Here is an 18,970-nt window from a genome sequence, read left to right on the forward strand (position 1 = left end):
ACCCTTCCCCCCGTGTCCACCCCCGCCACATGACCCAAAAGCCACACAGCAAAAGCAGCAGGAAGCCAAAAGGCAACCTAACTTCTCTTCCCTCAACAGATGCACAGCTTGAATGAACAAGTGAGGCAACCACCAACCGCCCCCCTCTCAGGGCAACCGGCCTCGGCTGTCTCGATCACCGCCTCCAGGGCGGGCCAGAGAAGCTAGCGGATCTCCCGCTCACCTTCAAGACCACCTCGTCGTCGGTGAGCGCTTTCTAAGTCCGCCACCCACAACTGTCAAACACCACCGCCAGCGCCGCCAAAGACCCGCAAAACCTAGGGAACTCCTGGCCCCGCCATGCAGAAGGGGCGGCCCCGGAAGGACCGCCCCTGCACATCGTCTCAACTTATCCACAGAAATCGCGCGGTGACCCGCCCGCTCAGCTATCCGCGCGGATGTTGTTGTCGCGGATCACCTGGCCCCAGCGCTCGATCTCGTTGGCCACGAAGCGCCGGCAGGTCTCGGGGTCGCTCGCCTGGATGTCGCAGCCCTGCTCCTCGATCCGCGCCTTCACCTCCGGCTCCCGCAGCACCTGCGTCAGCGCGGCATGCATCCGCTCCAGGATCGGCTGCGGCGTGCCCGCCCGCCCGAACATGGCCCACCAGGTCGGCGCCTCGAAATCGCCGAAGCCCTGCTGCGCGAAGCTCGGCGCGCCCGGCACGTGCCGGCTCTCGGTCCGCGTCGTGACGCCGAGCGGCCGCAGCGTCCCCGCCCGGATGTGCTGGGACACGATGACCACATTGGTCATGAACAGCGGCACCTCGTTCGCCACCGCCGCCGTCACGGCCGGCCCGCCGCCGCGATAGGGCACATGGGTCAGCTTGAAGCCGTTCTGCTGCTGCAGCAGCGTGGTCGCGATATGCGCCAGGCCGCCGGCGCCGGAGGTCGCGTAATTGTACCGGTCCGGCTCCCGCTTCGCCGCCTCCACCACGTCCCGGAAGTTCCGGAAGGGCGTGGAGGCATGGCACACCATCGCCAGCGGCCCCGTCGCCACCAGGCTCACCGGCGCGAAGGCCTCCAGCGTCCGGTAGGTCAGCCGCATGAGGGTCTGGTTCGGCCCCTCATTGTCGTACTGGAACATCCAGGTGGACCCATCCGCCGGCGCCCGCGCCGCTTCCGCGGCACCGATGGCGCCGGAGGCCCCTCCCCGGTTCTCGATCACCACGGGCTGGCCCAGCACCGCCGCCAGCCGCGGCTGGAACAGGCGCGCGATCGTGTCGGTGGAACCGCCCGGCGCCCAGGGGACGATCAGGCGGATCGGCCGGTCGGGCCAGGTGCCCTGGGCACGCAGGGTGGCGGGCGCGGCGATGCCCGCGGCGGACAAGGCGATCAGACTGCGGCGCTGGAACATGCGCTCGACTCCTCCCGGCAATGGCGGGCTACTGCCCTTTGCGGTCCCATGCCATCCGCCGCGCCGCCGCACAAGCGACGCGGCCCTGAAGGCCCCTTCAGCTATCCGCGCGGATGTCGTTGTCGCGGATGACCTTGCCCCATTTCTCGATCTCGGACCGGACGAAGGCCTCCGTCTGCTGCGGCGTGCTGGCGACGATCTCGGCCCCCTGGTCCGCCATGCGGGCCTGCACCGTCGTATCCTGCAGCGCCTGCGCCACCGCCTGCTGCATGCGCAGCGTGATCGGCGCCGGAATCCTCGCCGGCCCCACCAGCACCCAGTAGGTTAGCGCCTCGAAGTCGGGAAAACCCTGGTCGGCGAAGGGCACGACATCGGGCAGGAAGCGGCTGCGCGTCTTCTGCGTGATGCCGAGCGGCCGCAGCGCCCCCTGCCGGATATGCGGCAGGATGATGACGATGTTGGACATGAACAGCGGCACATGCCCGGCCAGGCTGTCCTGCAGCGCCGGCCCGCCGCCGCGGTAGGGCACATGCTCCAGCTCGAACCCGCCGCGCTGCTGCAGCAGCACGGTCGCGATATGCGCGCCGCTGCCCACCCCCGTGGTGGCGTAGTTCAGCGATTTCGGCGCCCGCTTCGCCGCGGCCGTCATCTGGGCGAAGTTCTGGAAAGGCTGCTGCGGATGCGTCACCAGCGCGTAGGGGCAGGTGCCGACCACGGTGCAATAGGTGAAGCTCTCCCCCGCCCGGTAGGGCAGCGACATCAGCGTGTCGTTGGTGGCCAGCGTGTCGTTGGCCAGGCACCAGGTGTAGCCATCCGGCGCCGCGCGCGACGCCTCCCCGTTCCCGACCGAACCCGAGGCCCCGGCCCGGTTCTCCACCACGATCGGCCTGCCCAGGATCTCCTGCATCTTCGGCTGCAGGATCCGCGCCACCGTGTCGTTGGACCCGCCTGGCGGGAAGGGGATGATGATCCGGATCGGCCGCTCCGGCCATGCACCCTGCGCGCCCGCGATCCGCGGCGCGGCCAGCCCGGCGCCGATCGACGCGGCGGCCAGCAGGTGGCGGCGATTCATCATCTTGGTGGCTCTCCCTGATCCCTTCCCCGCATTGCCGCACGGCGCGGGCGGTCGATCAAGCTCCGAACCGATCCTTCACGCCGCGATGGGAACGCCGCCCCCCGCCGCCCGGCCGAAGCCCTCCGCGATGTGCCGCGCCAGGGCGTCCGCCGCCGGCACGCCGATCGCGGCTTCGTGACGCAGCAGCAGGATGCCCATCTCCGGCAGTACCGGCAGCCCCTCCGCCTCCCCCATCCAGGAAAGCCCCTCGGGCAGCGTCGTCGGCGTGCTGACGGTCAGGGCGAGCCCCGCCAGCGCCACGGTGAAGCACCCCGTCTGGGTGGCGGAGTTGTAGGTGACGCGCGCCGCCCGCCCCGCCTTGCGCAGCGCCCCCAGCGCCGCGTTCCGCCAGGGGCAGCCGGAGGCCGGCAGCGCCATGGCCAGCGGCAGCGGATCGCGCCGGTGCAGCGCGTGACGCGGGCTGCCGACCCAGCGCAGCGGCCCCCGCCAGATGCGCTGCGCCGCGCTGCCCGGCGCCTCATGCCCCTCCGTCAGCAGCGTCATGTCGAGCCGCCCCTCCCGGAACCGCTCGGCCAGCACGTCCGAATTCAGGCAGGTGACGTCGAGTTCGACGGCCGGATGCGCCTCCGCGAAGCGGGCCAGGATCTGGGGCAGCCAGTTCAGCGCATAATCGTCCGGCGTGCCGAGCCGGACCGTCCCCACCATCGGCGGCGCGCGGAAATTGCCGATGATCTCGTCGTTCAGCGCCAGCATCTCCCGCGCCCGGTCCAGCAGCCAGGCGCCCTGCGGCGTCGGCTGCACCCCCTTCGGCGTGCGCATCAGCAGCGGGTGGCCGAGCATCTCCTCCAGCCGCCGGATCTGCATTGAGATCGCGCTCTGCGTCCGTCCCACCCGCTCCGCCGCGCGGGTGAAGGATCCGCCCTCCGCGATGAAGACGAAGCTGCGGAGCAGATCGGGGTCGAGGCCGGGGGGTGGGGCTGCCATGGGCCCATCATCAACAACTCTGATGCGCAACGTCAACAGAACTCGTTTTACTGATCCTTCCCGCCATCCGATCCTTCCGGTGTCACCAGACACGCCAGCCTCCGCCCTGCCGGGGCGGGGCGGCAGCAGAAGGAATGCAGACCATGTCCGGCTTCGTGATCTCTCCAGGCGCCCTGCGGCAGGCCGGCCGCGCCGCCTCCCGCAAGGTCGCCGGGGCGCACACCTGGCTGGATTGGCTCAGCCAGGCCCTCCGCGCCATCACCACGCGCCGCTACCTGGCGGAGATGGATGACCGCATGCTGCGAGACATCGGCATCACGCGGATGGAGGCCAGCCAGGAAGCGAACCGCGCCCCCTGGGATTTCGGCCCGCGCCCCATGTAGCGGCCAGCCCCGCGCCCGCCGGCAGTTCCGGCGGGCGCGGTTCTGCGCTACCGGAGCGGCCTTCACTGCCGTCTCCGGAACTGGAACCCATGTCGGTCCGCACCCGCTTCGCCCCCTCCCCCACCGGCTACCTCCATATCGGCGGTGCCCGCACGGCGCTGTTCAACTTCCTCTTCGCGCGGCGCCACGGCGGCCAGTACCTGCTGCGCATCGAGGATACCGACAAGCAGCGCAGCACGAAGGAAGCGGTGGACCAGATCCTGGAAAGCCTCGCCTGGCTCGGCCTCTCCCCGGATGAGCCGCCGGTGATGCAATCCGCCCGGGAAGCCCGCCACGCGGAGGTCGCGCGCGAGCTGCTCGCCAAGGGCCAGGCCTACCTCGCCTACGACACGCCGGAGGAACTCGCCGCCGCGCGCGCGGAGGCCGAGGCCCAGAAGCGCCCCTTCAAATATGATGGCGGCCGCTGGATCGGCCTCGCCCCCTCCAAGGCCCCCTCCATCGCCCCCGCCATCCGCATCAAGGCGCCCAAGGGGGGCGAGACGCTGGTGCCGGACCTGGTGCAGGGCGATGTCCGGGTGAACCATGCGGAGCTGGATGACATGATCATCCTGCGATCCGACGGCACGCCCACCTACCTGCACGCCGTGGTGGTGGATGACCACGACATGGGCATCACCCATGTCATCCGCGGCGACGACCACCTGACCAACACCTTCCGCCAGTGCATGGTCTATGACGCCATGGGCTGGCGCCGGCCCGCCTTCGCCCACATCCCCCTCATCCACGGGGCGGATGGCGCCAAGCTGTCCAAGCGCCACGGCGCCGTCGGCGCGCTGGAGTTCCGGGAGCAGGGGCTGCTGCCGGAAGCCGTCTGCAACTACCTGCTCCGCCTCGGCTGGGGCCATGGGGATGAGGAGATCGTCCCCCGCGACCGCGCCATCCAGCTCTTCGACCTCAAGGATGTCGGCCGCGCGGCCTCGCGGATGGACTATGCCAAGCTCTCCCACGTCAACGCCGTCTATCTCCGCGCCGCGGATGACGACCGGCTGCTGGCGGAGGTCACGGCGCGGCTGACCCGCCGCGGCATCGATTTCGGCACCACCGCCGCCGCCCGGATCCGCGCCCTGATGCCGGACCTGAAGGAACGCGCCCGCACCATCGAGGACCTGGCCAATGCCACGATCTTCGCGGTCGGCAACGGCGCGCCGGAGCCCGATGCCAAGGCCGCCGCCCTGCTGACGCCGGAAGCCCGCGCCCGCCTCGCGGACCTCGCCGCCTTCCTCGCCGACGCGCCGTGGGAGAAGCAGGACCTGGAGCGCTGGCTGCGGGACTATGCGGAGGTGAAGCAGGTGAAGCTCGGCCAGGTGGCCCAGCCGCTCCGCGTGGCGCTGACCGGCAGCACCCAGTCGCCGCCAATCGATTCCGTGCTGGTGGCGCTCGGCCGCACCGAATCCCTCACCCGCATCGCGGCCGCCGCGAACGGCTGACCGCCGCGCCGCCCCCGCCCCGCGCCCCTGCCGTTGAGGCAGGGGCGGCGGCGTCCCGGATTGCCTCACCCCCTGAAATTATCTAAATAATAAGAATATCCGCCAGATTAGGCATAATCTGGCGTTTGTGCTTGACCGCGCGCCCCTGGCACATCTAAAAAATAACTTAAGGAAGGCGATTTGGGTCGCTTCCGGTCAGGAGGATGTCATGCGTGGTCTGCCCAAGCTGGCTTTCTGGATCCTCGGCCTCACCGGCGTCGCCCTCTGGACGGCGCTCATCATGGCCCTCGCCCACCTCCCCCTCCCGGTGGAGCTCGCCCTCGGCGGCATGGGGCTCGTGACCTGCTTCTGGGGCCACGCCGTCCTCTTCCCCACCGAACGCGCCACCATCGCCGCCGCCGCCCCCGGCCGCATGGCGCGGGAGGACATGCTCCAATCCGTCGCCTCCCGCCCCCTGCCGGTCGGCGCCGCCCGCACCCTCGCCACCCGCCGGCCGCGGGACCCCGCGCTGCTCGGCCGCCCCGTGGCGGATAACGACATGCCCCCGGGCGACCTGCCCCCCCTGCTGCGCTCCCCCTTCGAGGAAGCGGCCCGCATGGAAGCCCGCCGCTTGGCGGAAGCCGTGACCGCCACCGGCATCTTCGGCCCCGTCACCGTGACGCTGGAGCCGGACGGCAACGCCATCGTCGCCCCGGTCCAGGCGGAGCGCGGGGTGCGCGTCCCGGCCCTGACCCTGCTGCGCTTCGCCATGCTCGCCACCCAGCCCGACGGGCTCGCCCCCGGCAGCGCGCCGATCGCCAACCGCGTCGGCCAGGGCAGCTGGCCGGGCGAGGATCTGCGCGCCGCGCTCGATGCCCATATCCTGGCGGCCACGGGCGAAGCCCCCACCCCCATCCCGCCGGCCGCCCTGCCCACCCTGCCCGCCCCTGCCTGGGCCGCGCCGCAGGGCGCGCAGCCCCGCACCGCCTGACCGGCACGGCCAGCGTTGCGCAGCCGGGCCGATACGCCCGATAATGGGCCGCCAACCCGCCGCGCCGCGGCCAGGATGCCCGCATGCCCGTGATCGTCGGCGGTGACGGCGACGACGTCGCCACCCCCAGCTTCCAGTCCATCGATGTCACCGGCGGCGCGCCGGGCGGCGGGGCCGATACCCTCTTCGGCCTGCGCGGCCACGATACGCTGGATGGCGGCGCCGGCGACGACCGCCTGCATGGCGACGAGGGCAACGACGTCCTGGTCGGCGGCGAGGGTGCGGACACCATCTTCGCCCTCGCCGACAACGATGCCGTCTATGGCGGCCCGGGCGCCGACAGCCTCTTCGGCGGCGAGGGCGCCGATTCGATCATCGGGGGCGAGGAGGCGGACACCCTCTTCGGCGGGGAATCCGACGATACGCTGGATGGCAGCACCGGCGATGACCGCCTGTTCGGCGAAGCGGGCGCGGACAGCCTGAACGGCGCCGATGGGCAGGACACGCTCTCGGGCGGCATCGCCGCCGATTCGCTGGATGGCGGCGCCGGCAACGACCAGGTCAATGGCGATGACGGCACGGACCGCCTGTTCGGCGGCGCGGGCACGGACACGCTGAATGGCGGATCGGATGCCGATACGCTGGAAGGCCAGGCCGATGCCGATGAGCTGAATGGCGAGGCCGGCACCGACAGCCTGCTCGGCGGCGCGGGCGCCGACACGCTGAATGGCGGCGACGACGCCGATGCGCTGGATGGCGGAGAGGGCGAGGACCGCCTGCAGGGCGAACAGGGCACGGACAGCCTCTCGGGCGGAGAGGGTGCGGATACCCTGATCGGCGGGCTGGATGGCGATACGCTGGAAGGCGGCGCCGGGGCCGACCTGCTCGATGGCGGCGAAAGCCAGGACGTGCTCCGCGGCGATGGCGGGGATGACACGCTCTCCGGTGGCGACGCGCCCGATACGCTGCTCGGCGGCGAAGACCAGGACATGCTCTCGGGCGGCGCCAGCGCCGACAGCCTGGATGGCGGCGCGGGGCGGGACACGCTGCGCGGCGGGCTCGACGTCGATACCCTCGATGGCGGCGCGGGCAACGACAACCTCGATGGCGGCGAAAGCGCCGACAGCCTCTGGGGCGGAGAGGGCGACGACGTCCTGCTCGGCGGCGTCGATGCCGATACGCTGCGCGGGGCGGAGGGCAACGACACCCTCCTCGGCGGCACGGGCTATGAGCTGATCGATGGCGGCGCGGGCGACGACTACATCGCCAATGGTGCCGGCGAGGACCAGATCGATGGCGGCGCCGGCATCGACCGCATCGATTTCTCCGCCGTCGCGGGCGCCCCCGCCGGCAGCGTCTTCACCGTCAACCTGGCCGGCTTCACCTTCGGGGAAGGCGCCTTCGCCACCGGCGGCCTCGCGAATATCGAGAAGGTGACGGGCACCGCCTATGCCGACCGCCTGCTCGGCGACGGGGCGGACAATGAATTCCAGGGCGGCGCGGGCATCGACACGCTGTTCGGCGCGGGCGGCCAGGACAGCCTGTTCGCCGGCGCCGATGGCGCCTCCCTCTCCGGCGGCGAGGGTGACGACTACATCGATGGCGGCACCGGCGCCTCCACGCTCCGCGGCGATGCGGGGCAGGATGTGCTGCAGGGCGGCACCGGGCATGACCTGCTGGATGGCGGCAGGGGCAACGATACCGTCGCGGGCGGCGCGGGCAACGATACGCTCGGCGGCGGCGACGGCAGCGCCGACATCCTCTCCTACCGCGATGCCACCGCCGGCACGTCCATCAACCTCGCGACCGGCACCGCGGCGGACGGCTTCGGCGGCACGGACAGCCTGGCCGGCGGGTTCGAGGGCCTCTACGCCGGCGATTCCGCCGATACCGTCACCGGCAGCGAAGCCGCGGACAGCATCTGGGGCTTCGGCGGCGCGGACCGCATCGCGGCCGGTGGTGGGGAGGACAGCGTCTTCGGCGGCGATGGCGCGGACAGCCTGCGCGGCGGCGAGGGCCGTGACCTGCTGGAAGGCGGCGCGGAGGCCGATACCCTGCAGGGCGAGGGCGGCCACGACACGCTGCTCGGCGCGGCCGGGGACCTGCTGGAGGGAGGCGCGGGCAATGACGTGCTGGCCGCCACCCTGCCCGGCGCCGTCAGCCTTTCCGGCGGTGCCGATGACGACACGCTGCTCGGCGGCGCCGATGGCAGCCTCGATGGCGGCACCGGCAACGACTACCTCTCGGGCGGCCTGCTGCTGGATGGCGACGAGGGCAACGACACGCTGCTCGGCCTGGACGGCTCGCGCCTCGATGGCGGCGGCGGCAACGATATCCTGACGGGCGGCGCGACGCTGTCGGGCGGGGATGGCGACGACCAGCTCGCCACCAGCATCGCGGGCGCCGCCAGCCTGGAAGGCGGCGCGGGGCATGACACGCTGACGGCGGGCCTCGCCTCCATCCTGGATGGCGGCACGGGCAATGACAGCCTGGAAGGCGGCGCGACTCTGCTGGGCGGGGATGGCGACGACACGCTGCTGGGCTACGCCGCCTACTCCAACGTCACGCTGCCCAGCGGCGCCGACGGCCTGTTCATCTGGAACGTCACCATGCCCCCGGGATCGTCGCCCGTCGCGGTCGCGGTGCTGGTGGACGCGACCTCCCTGCTCTCCGGCGGCGCCGGCAACGACAGCATCCTGGGCACGCCGGGCGCCAGCACGCTCGAGGGTGGCGAGGGCAACGACACGCTGGTCGCCCCTGGCCCCAACCTCGCCCATGGCGACGCCGGCCGGGATTCGCTGCGGGACGCCGGCACGACCGGCGCCACCCTGTCCGGCGGCGAGGGGGCGGACACCCTGACGGGCGGCACCGGCTCCTCCCGCCTCTCCGGCGATGCCGGCGACGACAGCCTCATCGGCGGCAGCGGCGCCTCGCGCCTGGCCGGCGGCACGGGGCACGACACGCTTTCCGCCGGCGGCGCCAACCTCCTGCTGGGCGAATCCGGCCGCGATTCGCTGCGGGACCTCGGCGCCGGCGGCGCCACCCTCTCCGGCGGGCTCGGCGCGGATGCCATCACCGGCGGCACCGGCGCCTCCCTGCTCATGGGCGAAGGCGGGAATGACGTCATCACCGGCGGCCTCGGCGCCGATACGCTGCTGGGCGGCGCGGGCGACGACACGCTGACCGCGATGGGCGCGCAGTACCTCAGCGGCCAGGGTGGCCGGGACCTGCTGCGCAACCTCGGCGACGGCGCCGCCACCCTGTTCGGCGGCAATGGCGATGACAGCCTGGTCGGCGGCGATGCGGGCGACCGGCTCTTCGGCGGCGCGGGCAACGACACCCTCACCACCGAAGCCGGCGCCGCCGTGCTGGACGGGGGCGAGGGCAATGACAGCATCGTCGCCGGCGGCACCGTCGCCGTGGTGCAGGGCGGCGCGGGCGACGACGCCATCCGCCTGACCGGCAGCGCCGCCCATGTCGATGGCGGCACCGGCAACGACACGATCCAGGCCGGCGACAGCGCCGCCCGGCTGTTCGGCGGCGCGGGCGACGACCAGCTGACCGGCGGCATCGGCGCGGACACGCTGCTGGGCCAGGCCGGCGCCGATACCATGGCGGGCGGCGCGGGCGATGACCGCTACGAAGTCACCGATGCCGGCGACCGCGTGATCGAAGCCGCGGGCGGCGGCAGCGCGGATTGGGTGATCGCCTATCTGGACCACGCCCTGGCGGCGGAGGTCGAGAACCTCAGCCTGCTGCCCGGCACCGCCCGCGCCGGCACGGGCAACGACCTGTCGAACCTCATCCTCGGCAATGCCCGCGCGAATATCCTGTCGGGCCTCGGCGGCGATGATTCGATCGATGCCGGCAAGGGGGACGATACGCTGCTCGGCGGCGGCGGGCGCGACCTGCTGCGGGGCGGCATCGGCGCGGACAGCCTCTCCGGCGGCGATGCGGCGGATACGCTGGAAGGCGGGCTGGGCGCGGATACGCTGGCGGGCGGTTCGGGCGCCGACCACTTCGTGCTGGAGGACGAGCCCGGCGCCGGATTCGACCGCTTCCGCAGCGAGGATCCCGACATCATCACCGATTTCGATGCCGGGGAGGATCGCCTGGTGCTGGCCGGCTACGGCTTCGCGGACATCGCCGCGGCCAAGGCCGCCATGGCGCAGTCCGGCGCGGATGTCGTGCTGACCCTCGGCACGGACAGCGTCATCCTGCGCGGCATCACGCTGGACCTGCTGGACGCGGACAATATCGAGCTGCGGTAGCGCTCAGCTGCCGTAGCCCGCCTGCCGCGGCAGCCACAGCGCGATCTCCGGGAAGGCGATCAGCAGCGCGGTGCCGAAGGCCAGCATCAGCATGTAGGGGTAGATGCTGCGGTTCACCTCCGACAGCGGCGCGCCGGTGATGGCCTTGATCACCACCAGGTTTAGCGCCACGGGGGGAGAGATCAGCGCCATCTCCAGGCTCAGCGTCAGCAGGATGCCGTACCAGACCTTGTCGATGTCGAGCGCGCCCAGCAGCGGCAGGATCGCCGGCATGGTCAGCAGGATGATGGAGAAGCTCTCCAGCACCAGCCCCAGGACGAACAGCAGCACCATCATGGCCACCAGGAAGCCCGTGCGCCCCAGGCCGAGATCGGCGACCAGCTTCGTCAGCTCCTGCGGCACCTGCAGCTTGGTCAGCATGAAGCCGTAGATGGCGGCGCCCGCGATGATCATCAGCAGCATGGCGGAGGTGCGCGTCGCCTCCTCCACCCCCTGCACCACGTCGCGCCAGGTCAGCGTCCGGTAGATCAGCCCCGCGATGACCAGCGCGTAGATCGTGCCCGTCCCCGCCGCCTCCGTCGCGGTGAAGACGCCCATGTAGATGCCGCCGAGCACGAAGACCGGCAGGCTCAGCGACCATCCCGCGCGCGCCAGCGCGTGATGCGCGGCCTCCGGCACCGGCTCCTCCGCCGGCACCACGGCCTTGCCCTCGGTGATGAAGCAATAGGCCGCGAACATCGCCGCCATCATCAGCCCCGGCACCACGCCCGCCAGGAACAGCGCCGCGACCGAGGTTTCCGTGACATAGGCGTAGAGCACCATCGGCGCCGAGGGCGGGATGAGGATGCCGAGCGTCCCGCCGCCCGCCACCACGCCGAAGGCACCCTGGCGGGATATGCCGTATTTCAGCATCTGCGGGATGGCGATCTTGCCGATGGTCAGCGCGGTGGCCACCGAGGAACCGCTGATGGCGGCGAAGATCGTGCAGGCCGCGACGGTCGCGATGCCGACGCCGCCGCGCACCTTGCGCAGCAGGGCGAAGGCGGCGTTATAGAGGTCATCCACCACCCGCCCGCGCACCATGATGTGCGCCATCAGCATGAAGAGCGGGATGGCCACCAGCAGGTAGCCATCGAGCTTGCCGATGACCATCTCCCCCAGCGCCGGCACGCCGCCTTCCAGCCACAGCAGCACCGACAGCGGCAGCAGGAACAGCGCCGCGAACATCGGCATGCCGAGGTAGAGAAGGCCGATCAGCGCGGCCAGCAGGATCAGGAAGGTCACGCCGTCACTCCCCGCGCGCCAGCGTGTCGCGCGGCAATTCCTCGTCGCCCGTGGGCAGGTGCTCCGGCCGGCCGCCGAGTGCCAGCACCAGCGTCTGCACCAGCGCCACCAGCAGCAGCAGCCCCGCGCCGATCGGCAGCAGCAGCTGGATCCACCATTCCGGCACGCCCTCGATATCCGTCATCATGCCGACCATCAGGCTGAACTCGATGGCTTCCCAGCCCGCATAGACCAGCACGGCGGCCACGATCGCGACGCTCAGCGTGCCGGTCAGCTGCGCCGCCCGCGCCAGCCCGGGGCCGAGCTTCGAGACCGCGACATCGACGCCGATATGCTCGAACTTCCGCTGCGCTTCCGGCGCCGCCAGCATGACCAGGCTGAGCACCAGCCAGCCCGCCACCTTGTCCACCCAGGGCTGCGGCGCGTTGAAGGCGTAGCGCATGACGACGGAGTAGCCGACCAGGAACAGGCAGGTCACGGTGGCCAGGGACCCGATGGCCACCGCGATCCGGCTGAGCCCCGCCGCCAGGCGCTGCACCATCCTCACGCCGCGGGAATGCCGCGCAGGAGTTCCAGGATGCGCGCGCCGCCTTCCGGCGCGATGCGCAGGAAGGCATCGATCACGGGCTGCTGCATCGCCGCCCGCCAGGTCGCCAGCTCCTGCGGCGTCTGCTCATGGATGGTCATGCCCTTGGCGCGGAGTTCCGTCACGGCCGCGGCCGCCGTCTCCTCCGTCACGCGCAGCTGGTCCTGCTCCGCCTTGCGCGCCGCGGCATCGATCGCCGCGCGATGCTCCGCGCGCAGCCCGTTGTACCAGCGCGGGTTCACATAGACATGGCTGATGACGGCGAAGTACGGCGTGACGGTGCCGAAGCGCTGGATCTCGTAGAAGCGGCGCGACACGGCGGCGGACAGGTCCGTCAGCCCCGCATCCAGCACGCCGGATTGCAGCGCCTGCGGCACCTCCGGCCCGGGCATGGAGGACGGCGCCGCGCCGACGGCCGTCAGCGCATGGTCCGTCAGCGCGTTCAGCCCGCGGATCTTGAGGCCCCGGAAATCCTCGAGGTTGACGATCGGCCGCCGGCCGCTGGTGAAGATGCTCTGGCGCGTGGTGTAGAGCCACATGAGGTTCTTCACCGCGCGGCGCTCCAGCGCCGCTTCCAGGAACCGGGCCGCGTCGCTGCCGATGAAGCGCTGGATGCGCGGGAAATCCGTGAAGAAGTAGGGCACGGTCATCGCGTTCATCTCCGGCAGGGTCGTGCCCCACTGAAAATTCACCGCGGCCGCGGCCTCGAAGGACCCGCGCGCGACACCCGGGAAGTTCTCCCCCGCGCGGGCCAGCTGCTCCGCCGGGAAGACCTGCACCTGCACCTGGCCGTTGGACCGCGCGGCCACATCCTCGGCGAAGGAGGCGATGACGCGCGCATTGTGGTGCGCGGGCGGGAACTGGTGGGACAGGCGCATCGTCACCGCGGCCTGCGCGCGGGCCAGGCCCGGCGTGGCAAGGACGGCGGCGGAGGCGGCGAGCAAATGGCGGCGGCGCATGGCGTTGTTCTCTCCCCGATCTGGCGGGCGAGGTTTGCGGCAGCAATCGCCGCCGGTCAACGTCATGCGAAGGGGGGAGAGGGGTGGGTGGTGGGCGCTACAGGGATTGAACCTGTGACCCCTACCGTGTCAAGGTAGTGCTCTCCCGCTGAGCTAAGCGCCCCACCGCCGGGAAGGCCCGCTGATTAGCGCCCATCCCGGGGGGAGACAAGCCCCCCAAGACGGCACTCCTCAGGCGCCCGGACTGCATGACCACCGACAATCTCCTGTTCCTCCTGGCGCGGCTGCTGATGGGCGGGCTCTGCGCCCTGGCCGCGGTGCTGGCGCTCTGGCGCCTCGCCGCCGCGTCGCGCGCCGGGCGGCGGGAGCCGGTGCTGGGCCTCATGGCGCTGGTGCTCGGCGTGGGCGTGGCGGAGGCGGTGCAGGACGCCTGGTGGAACGTGGCGCAGGCGCCGACCGATCCCATCGGCTTCAACGCCTGGCTCTGGATCGGCTTCGACCTGGCCGTGCCGCTGCTGGCGCTGCGCGTCATGCAGGTGATGGCGGAACGCGATGCGGCGCTCGCGCGGCTCGCCGCGCTGTCCGTGACGGACCCGCTGACGGGCCTGGCCAATCGCCGTGGGTTCGAGGCCAAGGCCCATGCCGCCATCGCCACCTGCCGCCGGCAGGGCCAGCCCGTCGCGCTGCTGGCCTTCGACCTCGACCGCTTCAAGCGCATCAATGATGGCTGGGGCCATGCCGCCGGCGACGTGGTGCTGGCCGGCGCCGCCCGCGCCATGGCCGGCCAGCTTCGCGCCGGCGACGTGCTGGGCCGCCTGGGGGGGGAGGAATTCGCCGCGCTGCTGCCCGCCACCACGCCCGAGGAAGCCGCGGGGCTGGCGGAGCGCCTGCGCCTCGCGGTCCGCGCGGAAGTGCCCCATCCCGAGGGCGGCAGGGCGCTGACGACGGTCTCCATCGGCGTCGCCGCCCTCGGCCCCGGGGAGGCCGCCGAAAGCCTCGCCGCGGCGCTGGCCGCCTCCGACGCCGCCCTCTACGCGGCGAAGGAGAAGGGTCGGGACCGGGTGGAGATGGCGCCCCCGCGCCTGGCGGCGCCATGACCGCCGCGCCACCGCCCGCCGCCCCGGCCGATGCGGCCGCGACCGAACGGCATGTCCGCAAGGTGGGCTCGCTGGTGGTGCATGGCACCATCCATCGCCGGCACCTGGCCGGCTGCATCCCGGCGCTGGAACAGCCGGGCCCGCCGGGCCATGCCTGCCGCGTCATCCTGCACCGCGCCTTCACCCGGCTGCAGCTGCGCTACCAGCAGGACGAACCCGGCCTGCCCGCCCCCGCCACCGTCATCGCCGCCGCCGACGCGGCCTTCGAGGAAATGGCGACCCGCTGCCCCTTCCTCGCGGAGCGGCTGATGGACCTCGCCCTCAACCTCGGCCACACCGACCCCACCGCCTGGCACGTCGTCACCGGGCGGCTGGTGCCCAGCCGCCGGCTGCTCGATTTCGGCGCGGCCTGGTCGGCCCGGGCGCGGGCGCTCTCCCCCGCCTCCTTCTTCCGGCATGTCCATCTCGGCGTCCGGCACACGCTGCTGCGGAACGAGGAAGCGGCCTACCGGCATTTCCTCGCCGCCCGCCAGGCCCGGCCGCCGGACGACCTGCTGCCCTCCTACTACGCCGCGCTGCGCAGCCTCTGCGCGCCCATCCTGGCGGCGGAGGAGGAGCTGGCCTGGCGGCGCCCGGCGGCCTTCCGCGACTGGTTCCCCATGGCGGCGGATGCGGCGATCCTCCGCCCGCCGCGGCCGGGCGAGGGGCTGCTCTACCTCTGCGGCGCCGACAGCCGCTACGCCACCGCCTTCGCGCCGGAGGTCCTGGCCGCGCTGGCCCGGCATGGCGGCAGGCGGCTGCACCTGCACCTGGTGGACCCCACGCCCGGCTGCCTCGAATTGCTGGACCTCCTGGCGCGGGAAGGCGAGGCCGGCGGCGTCGCCCTCTCCGCCACCGCGGAATACCGGCCGGCGGTGGCCGACCTGCGCGCCTACTACAGCGTCTCCCGCTTCTTCGCGCAGCGCTGGCTGCAGGCGGAAGGCCTGGGCCGCGTGCTGCTGGCCGATATCGACATGGTCCCCTGCGACGATCTGCGGAAGCTGGACCACGCCACGGCGGGGCAGGACCTGGCGCTGCTGCGCGGCCGGCTGCCGCTGTTCCGCTTCCCCTGGGCCGGGGTGCGCGCCGGCGCCCTGCTGGCCGGCCCCGCGCCAGGGGCGGGCACCTTCCTCCAGCTTCTCTGCCGGACCATCGAGCGGGAGTTCGACCGCCAGGCCACCGGCCTCTGGGGCATCGACCAGAACGCGCTGTTCGTCGCCGCCAACTACCTCGACGCGCTCTCCCACGGGCTGCGCATCGGCAATCTGCGGGAAGCCTTCCCGAACCTCATCCAGGGCATCGCCGACAAGCGCGCGAAGCTCGCCGCCCTGCCATGAACGATCCCCCCTCCCCGCCCCGACGCAGCAAGCGGGGTGACAGCACCGCCCGCGCTGTGGCTTGATCGGCCCCTCCATGGACCTCCCCCTGAACACCGAGGCGCCCGCCGCGGACACGCCGCCCTTCCGGGTGGCGCGGCCGGACCGCCAGACCGTGCCGCTCGTCTTCGCCTCCCCGCATAGCGGCACCAACTACAGCGCGGCCTTCCTGGCCGGCGCGCGGCTGGACGCGACGGCCCTGCGGCGGAGCGAGGACAGCTTCGTCGATGAGCTGTTCGCCGCCGCCCCCGGCTTCGGCGCCCCCCTGCTCACCGCCACCTTCCCGCGCGTCTATTGCGATGCGAACCGGGAGCCCTGGGAACTGGACCCCAGCATGTTCGACGGGCCCCTGCCCGCCTGGGTGAACAGCGCCAGCCCCCGCGTCGGCGCCGGGCTCGGCACCATCGCCCGGGTGGTGGCGAGCGGCGAGCCCGTCTATCGCCACAAGCTGCCCTTCGCGGAGGCCGAGGACCGCGTCCGCCGCTGCTGGCAGCCCTACCACGCGGCGCTCGGCGAGCTGATCGCCGACACGCGCGCGGCGTTCGGCGTCTGCCTGCTGATCGACTGCCATTCCATGCCCGCTCACCCCGCCCATGGCGGCAACCCCGCTGATTTCGTGCTGGGCGACGCGCATGGCACCGCCTGCGCCCCGCGCGCGACCCGCCTGGTGGAGGAGACGCTGGCGGGCATGGGCTACCGGGTGCGCCGGAACGACCCCTATGCGGGCGGCTACGTCACCCGCCACTACGGCCGTCCGCGGGAAGCCGTGCATGCCCTGCAGATCGAGATCGCGCGCCGCCTCTACATGGACGAGGTCCGGGTGGAGCGGGCGCCCGGCATGGGCCCGCTGACGCGGGACCTGAAGCGGCTGATCGGCATCCTGGCGCAGACCGACTGGACCTTTCTGCGCTGAGGTCCGGTCCCGGCCATCGGCCGGGGCGCCACCAGTTTCTCAGTGTAACTCCCTAAGCCCTTGATCCGCGCCGCCGGGGATGAGGGCAAAAAAAAGGCGGTCCCGTGAGGGACCGCCGAGTTTAGGGAGGAAACGTCCAAGAAAGACAGACAACCCGGCGGTGCCGTGTTGCTGCGATGCACAAAATAGGGACCGCCTCCCCTTCCCGCAAGGTCTTTTTGGGCCCGCAGGACTGATATGCGTTGGCTGCATGAAAACGTTAATGATCTGCGCCCAACGCTTAACGAACGCTCAAGCAATCATCCGAAAGCTGGCATCGGTAGCAAGCTTTGCCCACCAGCGGTGCAGCGCCCAAGACGCCCTCCCGCCGCCCCGGCCGCCGCCCGCCGCCTTGCCCCCGCCGAATCGCCCCGCAGGCGCCCTTCCGGCGATGGCGCCGGCACGCGACTCAGCAGGATCGATCAAGCCCGCCCGCCTTGCCCGGCGCGCCCCGCGCTCCCCATCTCCGCGGCCGGACACCACGCCGGGACCGCCGCATGCCGAAAAGCTGGGATCAGAAGTATCAGGGCGCCAGGCCCGCCCATGTGGCGGTGCTGGACAAGCCCTTCGCCGGCCTCCGCGCCGGCCAGCGCCTGTTCATCGCCACCCCCGCCCTGCTGGAGGCGCGCATCCGCGCCATCCCCCCCGGGCAGACGCAGGATATCGCCGCGCTGCGCGGCGACCTGGCGCGGGAGCATGGCGCCGACGCCACCTGCCCCACCTCCACCGCCATCTTCCTCCGCATCGTCGCGGAGCGCGCGCTGGAGCGCATGGCGGAGGACCCGGCCCCCTTCTGGCGCCTGATCGCGCCGGAGACGCCGCTGGCCCGCAAGCTCTCCTGCGGCCCCGACCTCATCCGCCACCAGCGCGCGATGGAGGCTCAATAGCTCCGCGGCATCCCCAGCACATGCTCGCCGATGTAGCTCAGCACCAGGTTCGTGCTGATCGGCGCCACCTGGTACAGCCGCGTCTCGCGGAACTTGCGCTCGATGTCGTATTCCTCGGCGAAGCCGAAGCCGCCATGCGTCTGCACGCAGGCCTCGGCCGCGGCCCAGGCGGCATCGGCGGCGAGCATCTTGCCCATATTCGCCTCCTCCCCGCAGTTCAGGCCGTTCTCGAACTTCTCCAGGCCCTGCTTCACGATGGCCTCCGCCGCGCGCATCTGCGCATAGGCCTTGGCGATCGGGAACTGCACGCCCTGGTTCTGGCCGATCGGCCGGCCGAACAGCACGCGCTCCTTCGCATAGGCCACGCTGCGCTGCGTGAACCAGCGCGCATCGCCGATGCACTCGGACGCGATGAGCAGCCGCTCCGCATTCATGCCGTCCAGGATCTGCCGGAAGCCTTTCCCCTCCACGCCGACCAGGTTCTCGGCGGGGACTTCCATGTTGTCGAAGAAGACCTCGCAGGAATTGTGGTTCATCATGGTGCGGATGGGGCGGATGGTGAGGCCGTTGCCCAGCGCCTTGCGCATGTCCACGATGAAGGTGGAAAGCCCGTCCGTCTTCTTCGCCACCTGGTCCTTCGGCGTGGTGCGGGCCAGCAGCAGCATCAGGTCGGAATGCTCCGCCCGGCTGGTCCAGATCTTCTGGCCGTTGACGATCCACTTGTCGCCCTCGCGCCGCGCCGTGGTGCGCAGCGCCGTGGTGTCCGTGCCGCTCGTCGGCTCCGTCACCCCGAAGGCCTGCAGCCGCAGCGACCCATCCGCGATGCCAGGCAGGTACTGCGCCTTCTGGGCCGGGCTGCCATGCTTCAGGATGGTGCCCATGATGTACATCTGCGCATGGCAGGCCGCGCCGTTGCTGCCGCTCGCGTGGATTTCCTCGAGGATCGCCGCGGCGCCCGACAGCTTGAGGCCCGCGCCGCCATATTCCTCGGGGATCAGCGCCGCCAGGTAGCCGCTCTCGGTCAGCGCCGTCACGAACTCCGTCGGATAGCCGCGCCGCGCATCCAGCTCCCGCCAGTATTCGCCGGGGAATCGCGCGCAGAGCTTGCGGACCTCGGCCCGGATCTCGGCATGCGGGTCGGTGGCGGGGTGTTGCATGTCCATGGCGGCGTCCTCCGGCGATTCCGGCGCAATCTGGCGCGGCGGGGACCGCGCGGATACTACAATC

Annotated in this window: 15 protein-coding genes and 1 tRNA gene; 8 read left to right on the plus strand and 8 right to left on the minus strand. The window is 71.8% G+C overall.

The window, feature by feature from the left end; genetic code table 11:
- Window positions 1-421 precede the first annotated feature (421 nt).
- The 3 genes from JJI54_RS13260 to JJI54_RS13270 form a co-directional block, all read right to left on the minus strand.
- Window positions 422-1,393, minus strand: a complete 972-nt coding sequence (locus JJI54_RS13260; RefSeq protein ID WP_203073494.1) for a Bug family tripartite tricarboxylate transporter substrate binding protein — start codon at window positions 1,391-1,393, stop codon at window positions 422-424.
- Window positions 1,394-1,490: 97 nt separating this feature from the next.
- On the minus strand, window positions 1,491-2,468 hold the full coding sequence (locus JJI54_RS13265) for a tripartite tricarboxylate transporter substrate-binding protein (RefSeq protein ID WP_226381747.1): 978 nt from the start codon (window positions 2,466-2,468) through the stop codon (window positions 1,491-1,493).
- Between the two features lie 75 nt (window positions 2,469-2,543).
- Window positions 2,544-3,452, minus strand: a complete 909-nt coding sequence (locus JJI54_RS13270; RefSeq protein WP_203073495.1) for a LysR family transcriptional regulator — start codon at window positions 3,450-3,452, stop codon at window positions 2,544-2,546.
- A gap of 143 nt (window positions 3,453-3,595) precedes the next feature.
- On the opposite strand from JJI54_RS13270, the gene JJI54_RS13275 reads away from it, so the two are divergent.
- From JJI54_RS13275 to JJI54_RS13290, 4 genes are all read left to right on the plus strand, one after another.
- Window positions 3,596-3,835, plus strand: coding sequence for a DUF1127 domain-containing protein (locus JJI54_RS13275; RefSeq protein ID WP_203073496.1), 240 nt, complete (start codon window positions 3,596-3,598; stop codon window positions 3,833-3,835).
- An 89-nt stretch (window positions 3,836-3,924) separates the two neighbouring features.
- The gene (gene gltX, locus JJI54_RS13280) at window positions 3,925-5,322 is read left to right on the plus strand and encodes a glutamate--tRNA ligase (RefSeq protein WP_203073497.1); all 1,398 of its coding nucleotides are present in this window, start codon (window positions 3,925-3,927) and stop codon (window positions 5,320-5,322) included.
- A gap of 208 nt (window positions 5,323-5,530) precedes the next feature.
- The gene (locus JJI54_RS13285; RefSeq protein ID WP_203073498.1) at window positions 5,531-6,292 is read left to right on the plus strand and encodes a hypothetical protein; all 762 of its coding nucleotides are present in this window, start codon (window positions 5,531-5,533) and stop codon (window positions 6,290-6,292) included.
- 83 nt (window positions 6,293-6,375) lie between these two features.
- A complete protein-coding gene (locus JJI54_RS13290; RefSeq protein ID WP_203073499.1) occupies window positions 6,376-10,563 on the plus strand; it encodes a calcium-binding protein in 4,188 nt (1,395 codons plus the stop codon).
- 3 nt (window positions 10,564-10,566) lie between these two features.
- On the opposite strand, the gene JJI54_RS13295 is transcribed toward JJI54_RS13290, so the two are convergent.
- The 4 genes from JJI54_RS13295 to JJI54_RS13310 form a co-directional block, all read right to left on the minus strand.
- Entirely contained in the window at window positions 10,567-11,847 is a 1,281-nt protein-coding gene (locus JJI54_RS13295; RefSeq protein ID WP_203073500.1) for a TRAP transporter large permease, read from the minus strand.
- A 4-nt stretch (window positions 11,848-11,851) separates the two neighbouring features.
- Window positions 11,852-12,388 (minus strand): TRAP transporter small permease, encoded by a 537-nt coding sequence (locus tag JJI54_RS13300; protein ID WP_226381777.1) that lies wholly within the window; start codon window positions 12,386-12,388, stop codon window positions 11,852-11,854.
- A 2-nt stretch (window positions 12,389-12,390) separates the two neighbouring features.
- The gene (dctP, locus tag JJI54_RS13305; RefSeq protein ID WP_203073502.1) at window positions 12,391-13,392 is read right to left on the minus strand and encodes a TRAP transporter substrate-binding protein DctP; all 1,002 of its coding nucleotides are present in this window, start codon (window positions 13,390-13,392) and stop codon (window positions 12,391-12,393) included.
- 88 nt (window positions 13,393-13,480) lie between these two features.
- Window positions 13,481-13,555, minus strand: a tRNA-Val gene (locus JJI54_RS13310).
- A gap of 85 nt (window positions 13,556-13,640) precedes the next feature.
- Here JJI54_RS13310 and JJI54_RS13315 point away from each other — a divergent pair.
- The 4 genes from JJI54_RS13315 to JJI54_RS13330 all read left to right on the plus strand — a co-directional run bounded on the left by JJI54_RS13315 (window position 13,641) and on the right by JJI54_RS13330 (window position 17,743).
- On the plus strand, window positions 13,641-14,489 hold the full coding sequence (locus JJI54_RS13315; protein WP_203073503.1) for a GGDEF domain-containing protein: 849 nt from the start codon (window positions 13,641-13,643) through the stop codon (window positions 14,487-14,489).
- On the plus strand, window positions 14,486-15,865 hold the full coding sequence (locus JJI54_RS13320) for a hypothetical protein (protein WP_203073504.1): 1,380 nt from the start codon (window positions 14,486-14,488) through the stop codon (window positions 15,863-15,865). The genes JJI54_RS13315 and JJI54_RS13320 overlap by 4 nt, the downstream gene beginning before the upstream one ends.
- A gap of 76 nt (window positions 15,866-15,941) precedes the next feature.
- Window positions 15,942-16,817: an N-formylglutamate amidohydrolase gene (locus tag JJI54_RS13325; RefSeq protein WP_203073505.1), complete on the plus strand. Its 876-nt coding sequence runs from the start codon at window positions 15,942-15,944 to the stop codon at window positions 16,815-16,817.
- Between the two features lie 536 nt (window positions 16,818-17,353).
- Window positions 17,354-17,743 carry a hypothetical protein gene (locus JJI54_RS13330; RefSeq protein ID WP_203073506.1) on the plus strand — a complete coding sequence of 130 codons (390 nt, stop codon included), beginning with the start codon at window positions 17,354-17,356 and terminating at the stop codon, window positions 17,741-17,743.
- Here JJI54_RS13330 and JJI54_RS13335 read toward each other — a convergent pair.
- A complete protein-coding gene (locus tag JJI54_RS13335; protein WP_404817622.1) occupies window positions 17,737-18,906 on the minus strand; it encodes an acyl-CoA dehydrogenase family protein in 1,170 nt (389 codons plus the stop codon). The two genes, JJI54_RS13330 and JJI54_RS13335, sit on opposite strands and share 7 nt — an antisense overlap.
- Window positions 18,907-18,970 lie beyond the last annotated feature (64 nt).

The organism is Falsiroseomonas ponticola, from assembly GCF_016805305.1.
In the GTDB taxonomy this organism is placed as follows: Bacteria; Pseudomonadota; Alphaproteobacteria; order Acetobacterales; family Acetobacteraceae; genus Falsiroseomonas; species Falsiroseomonas ponticola.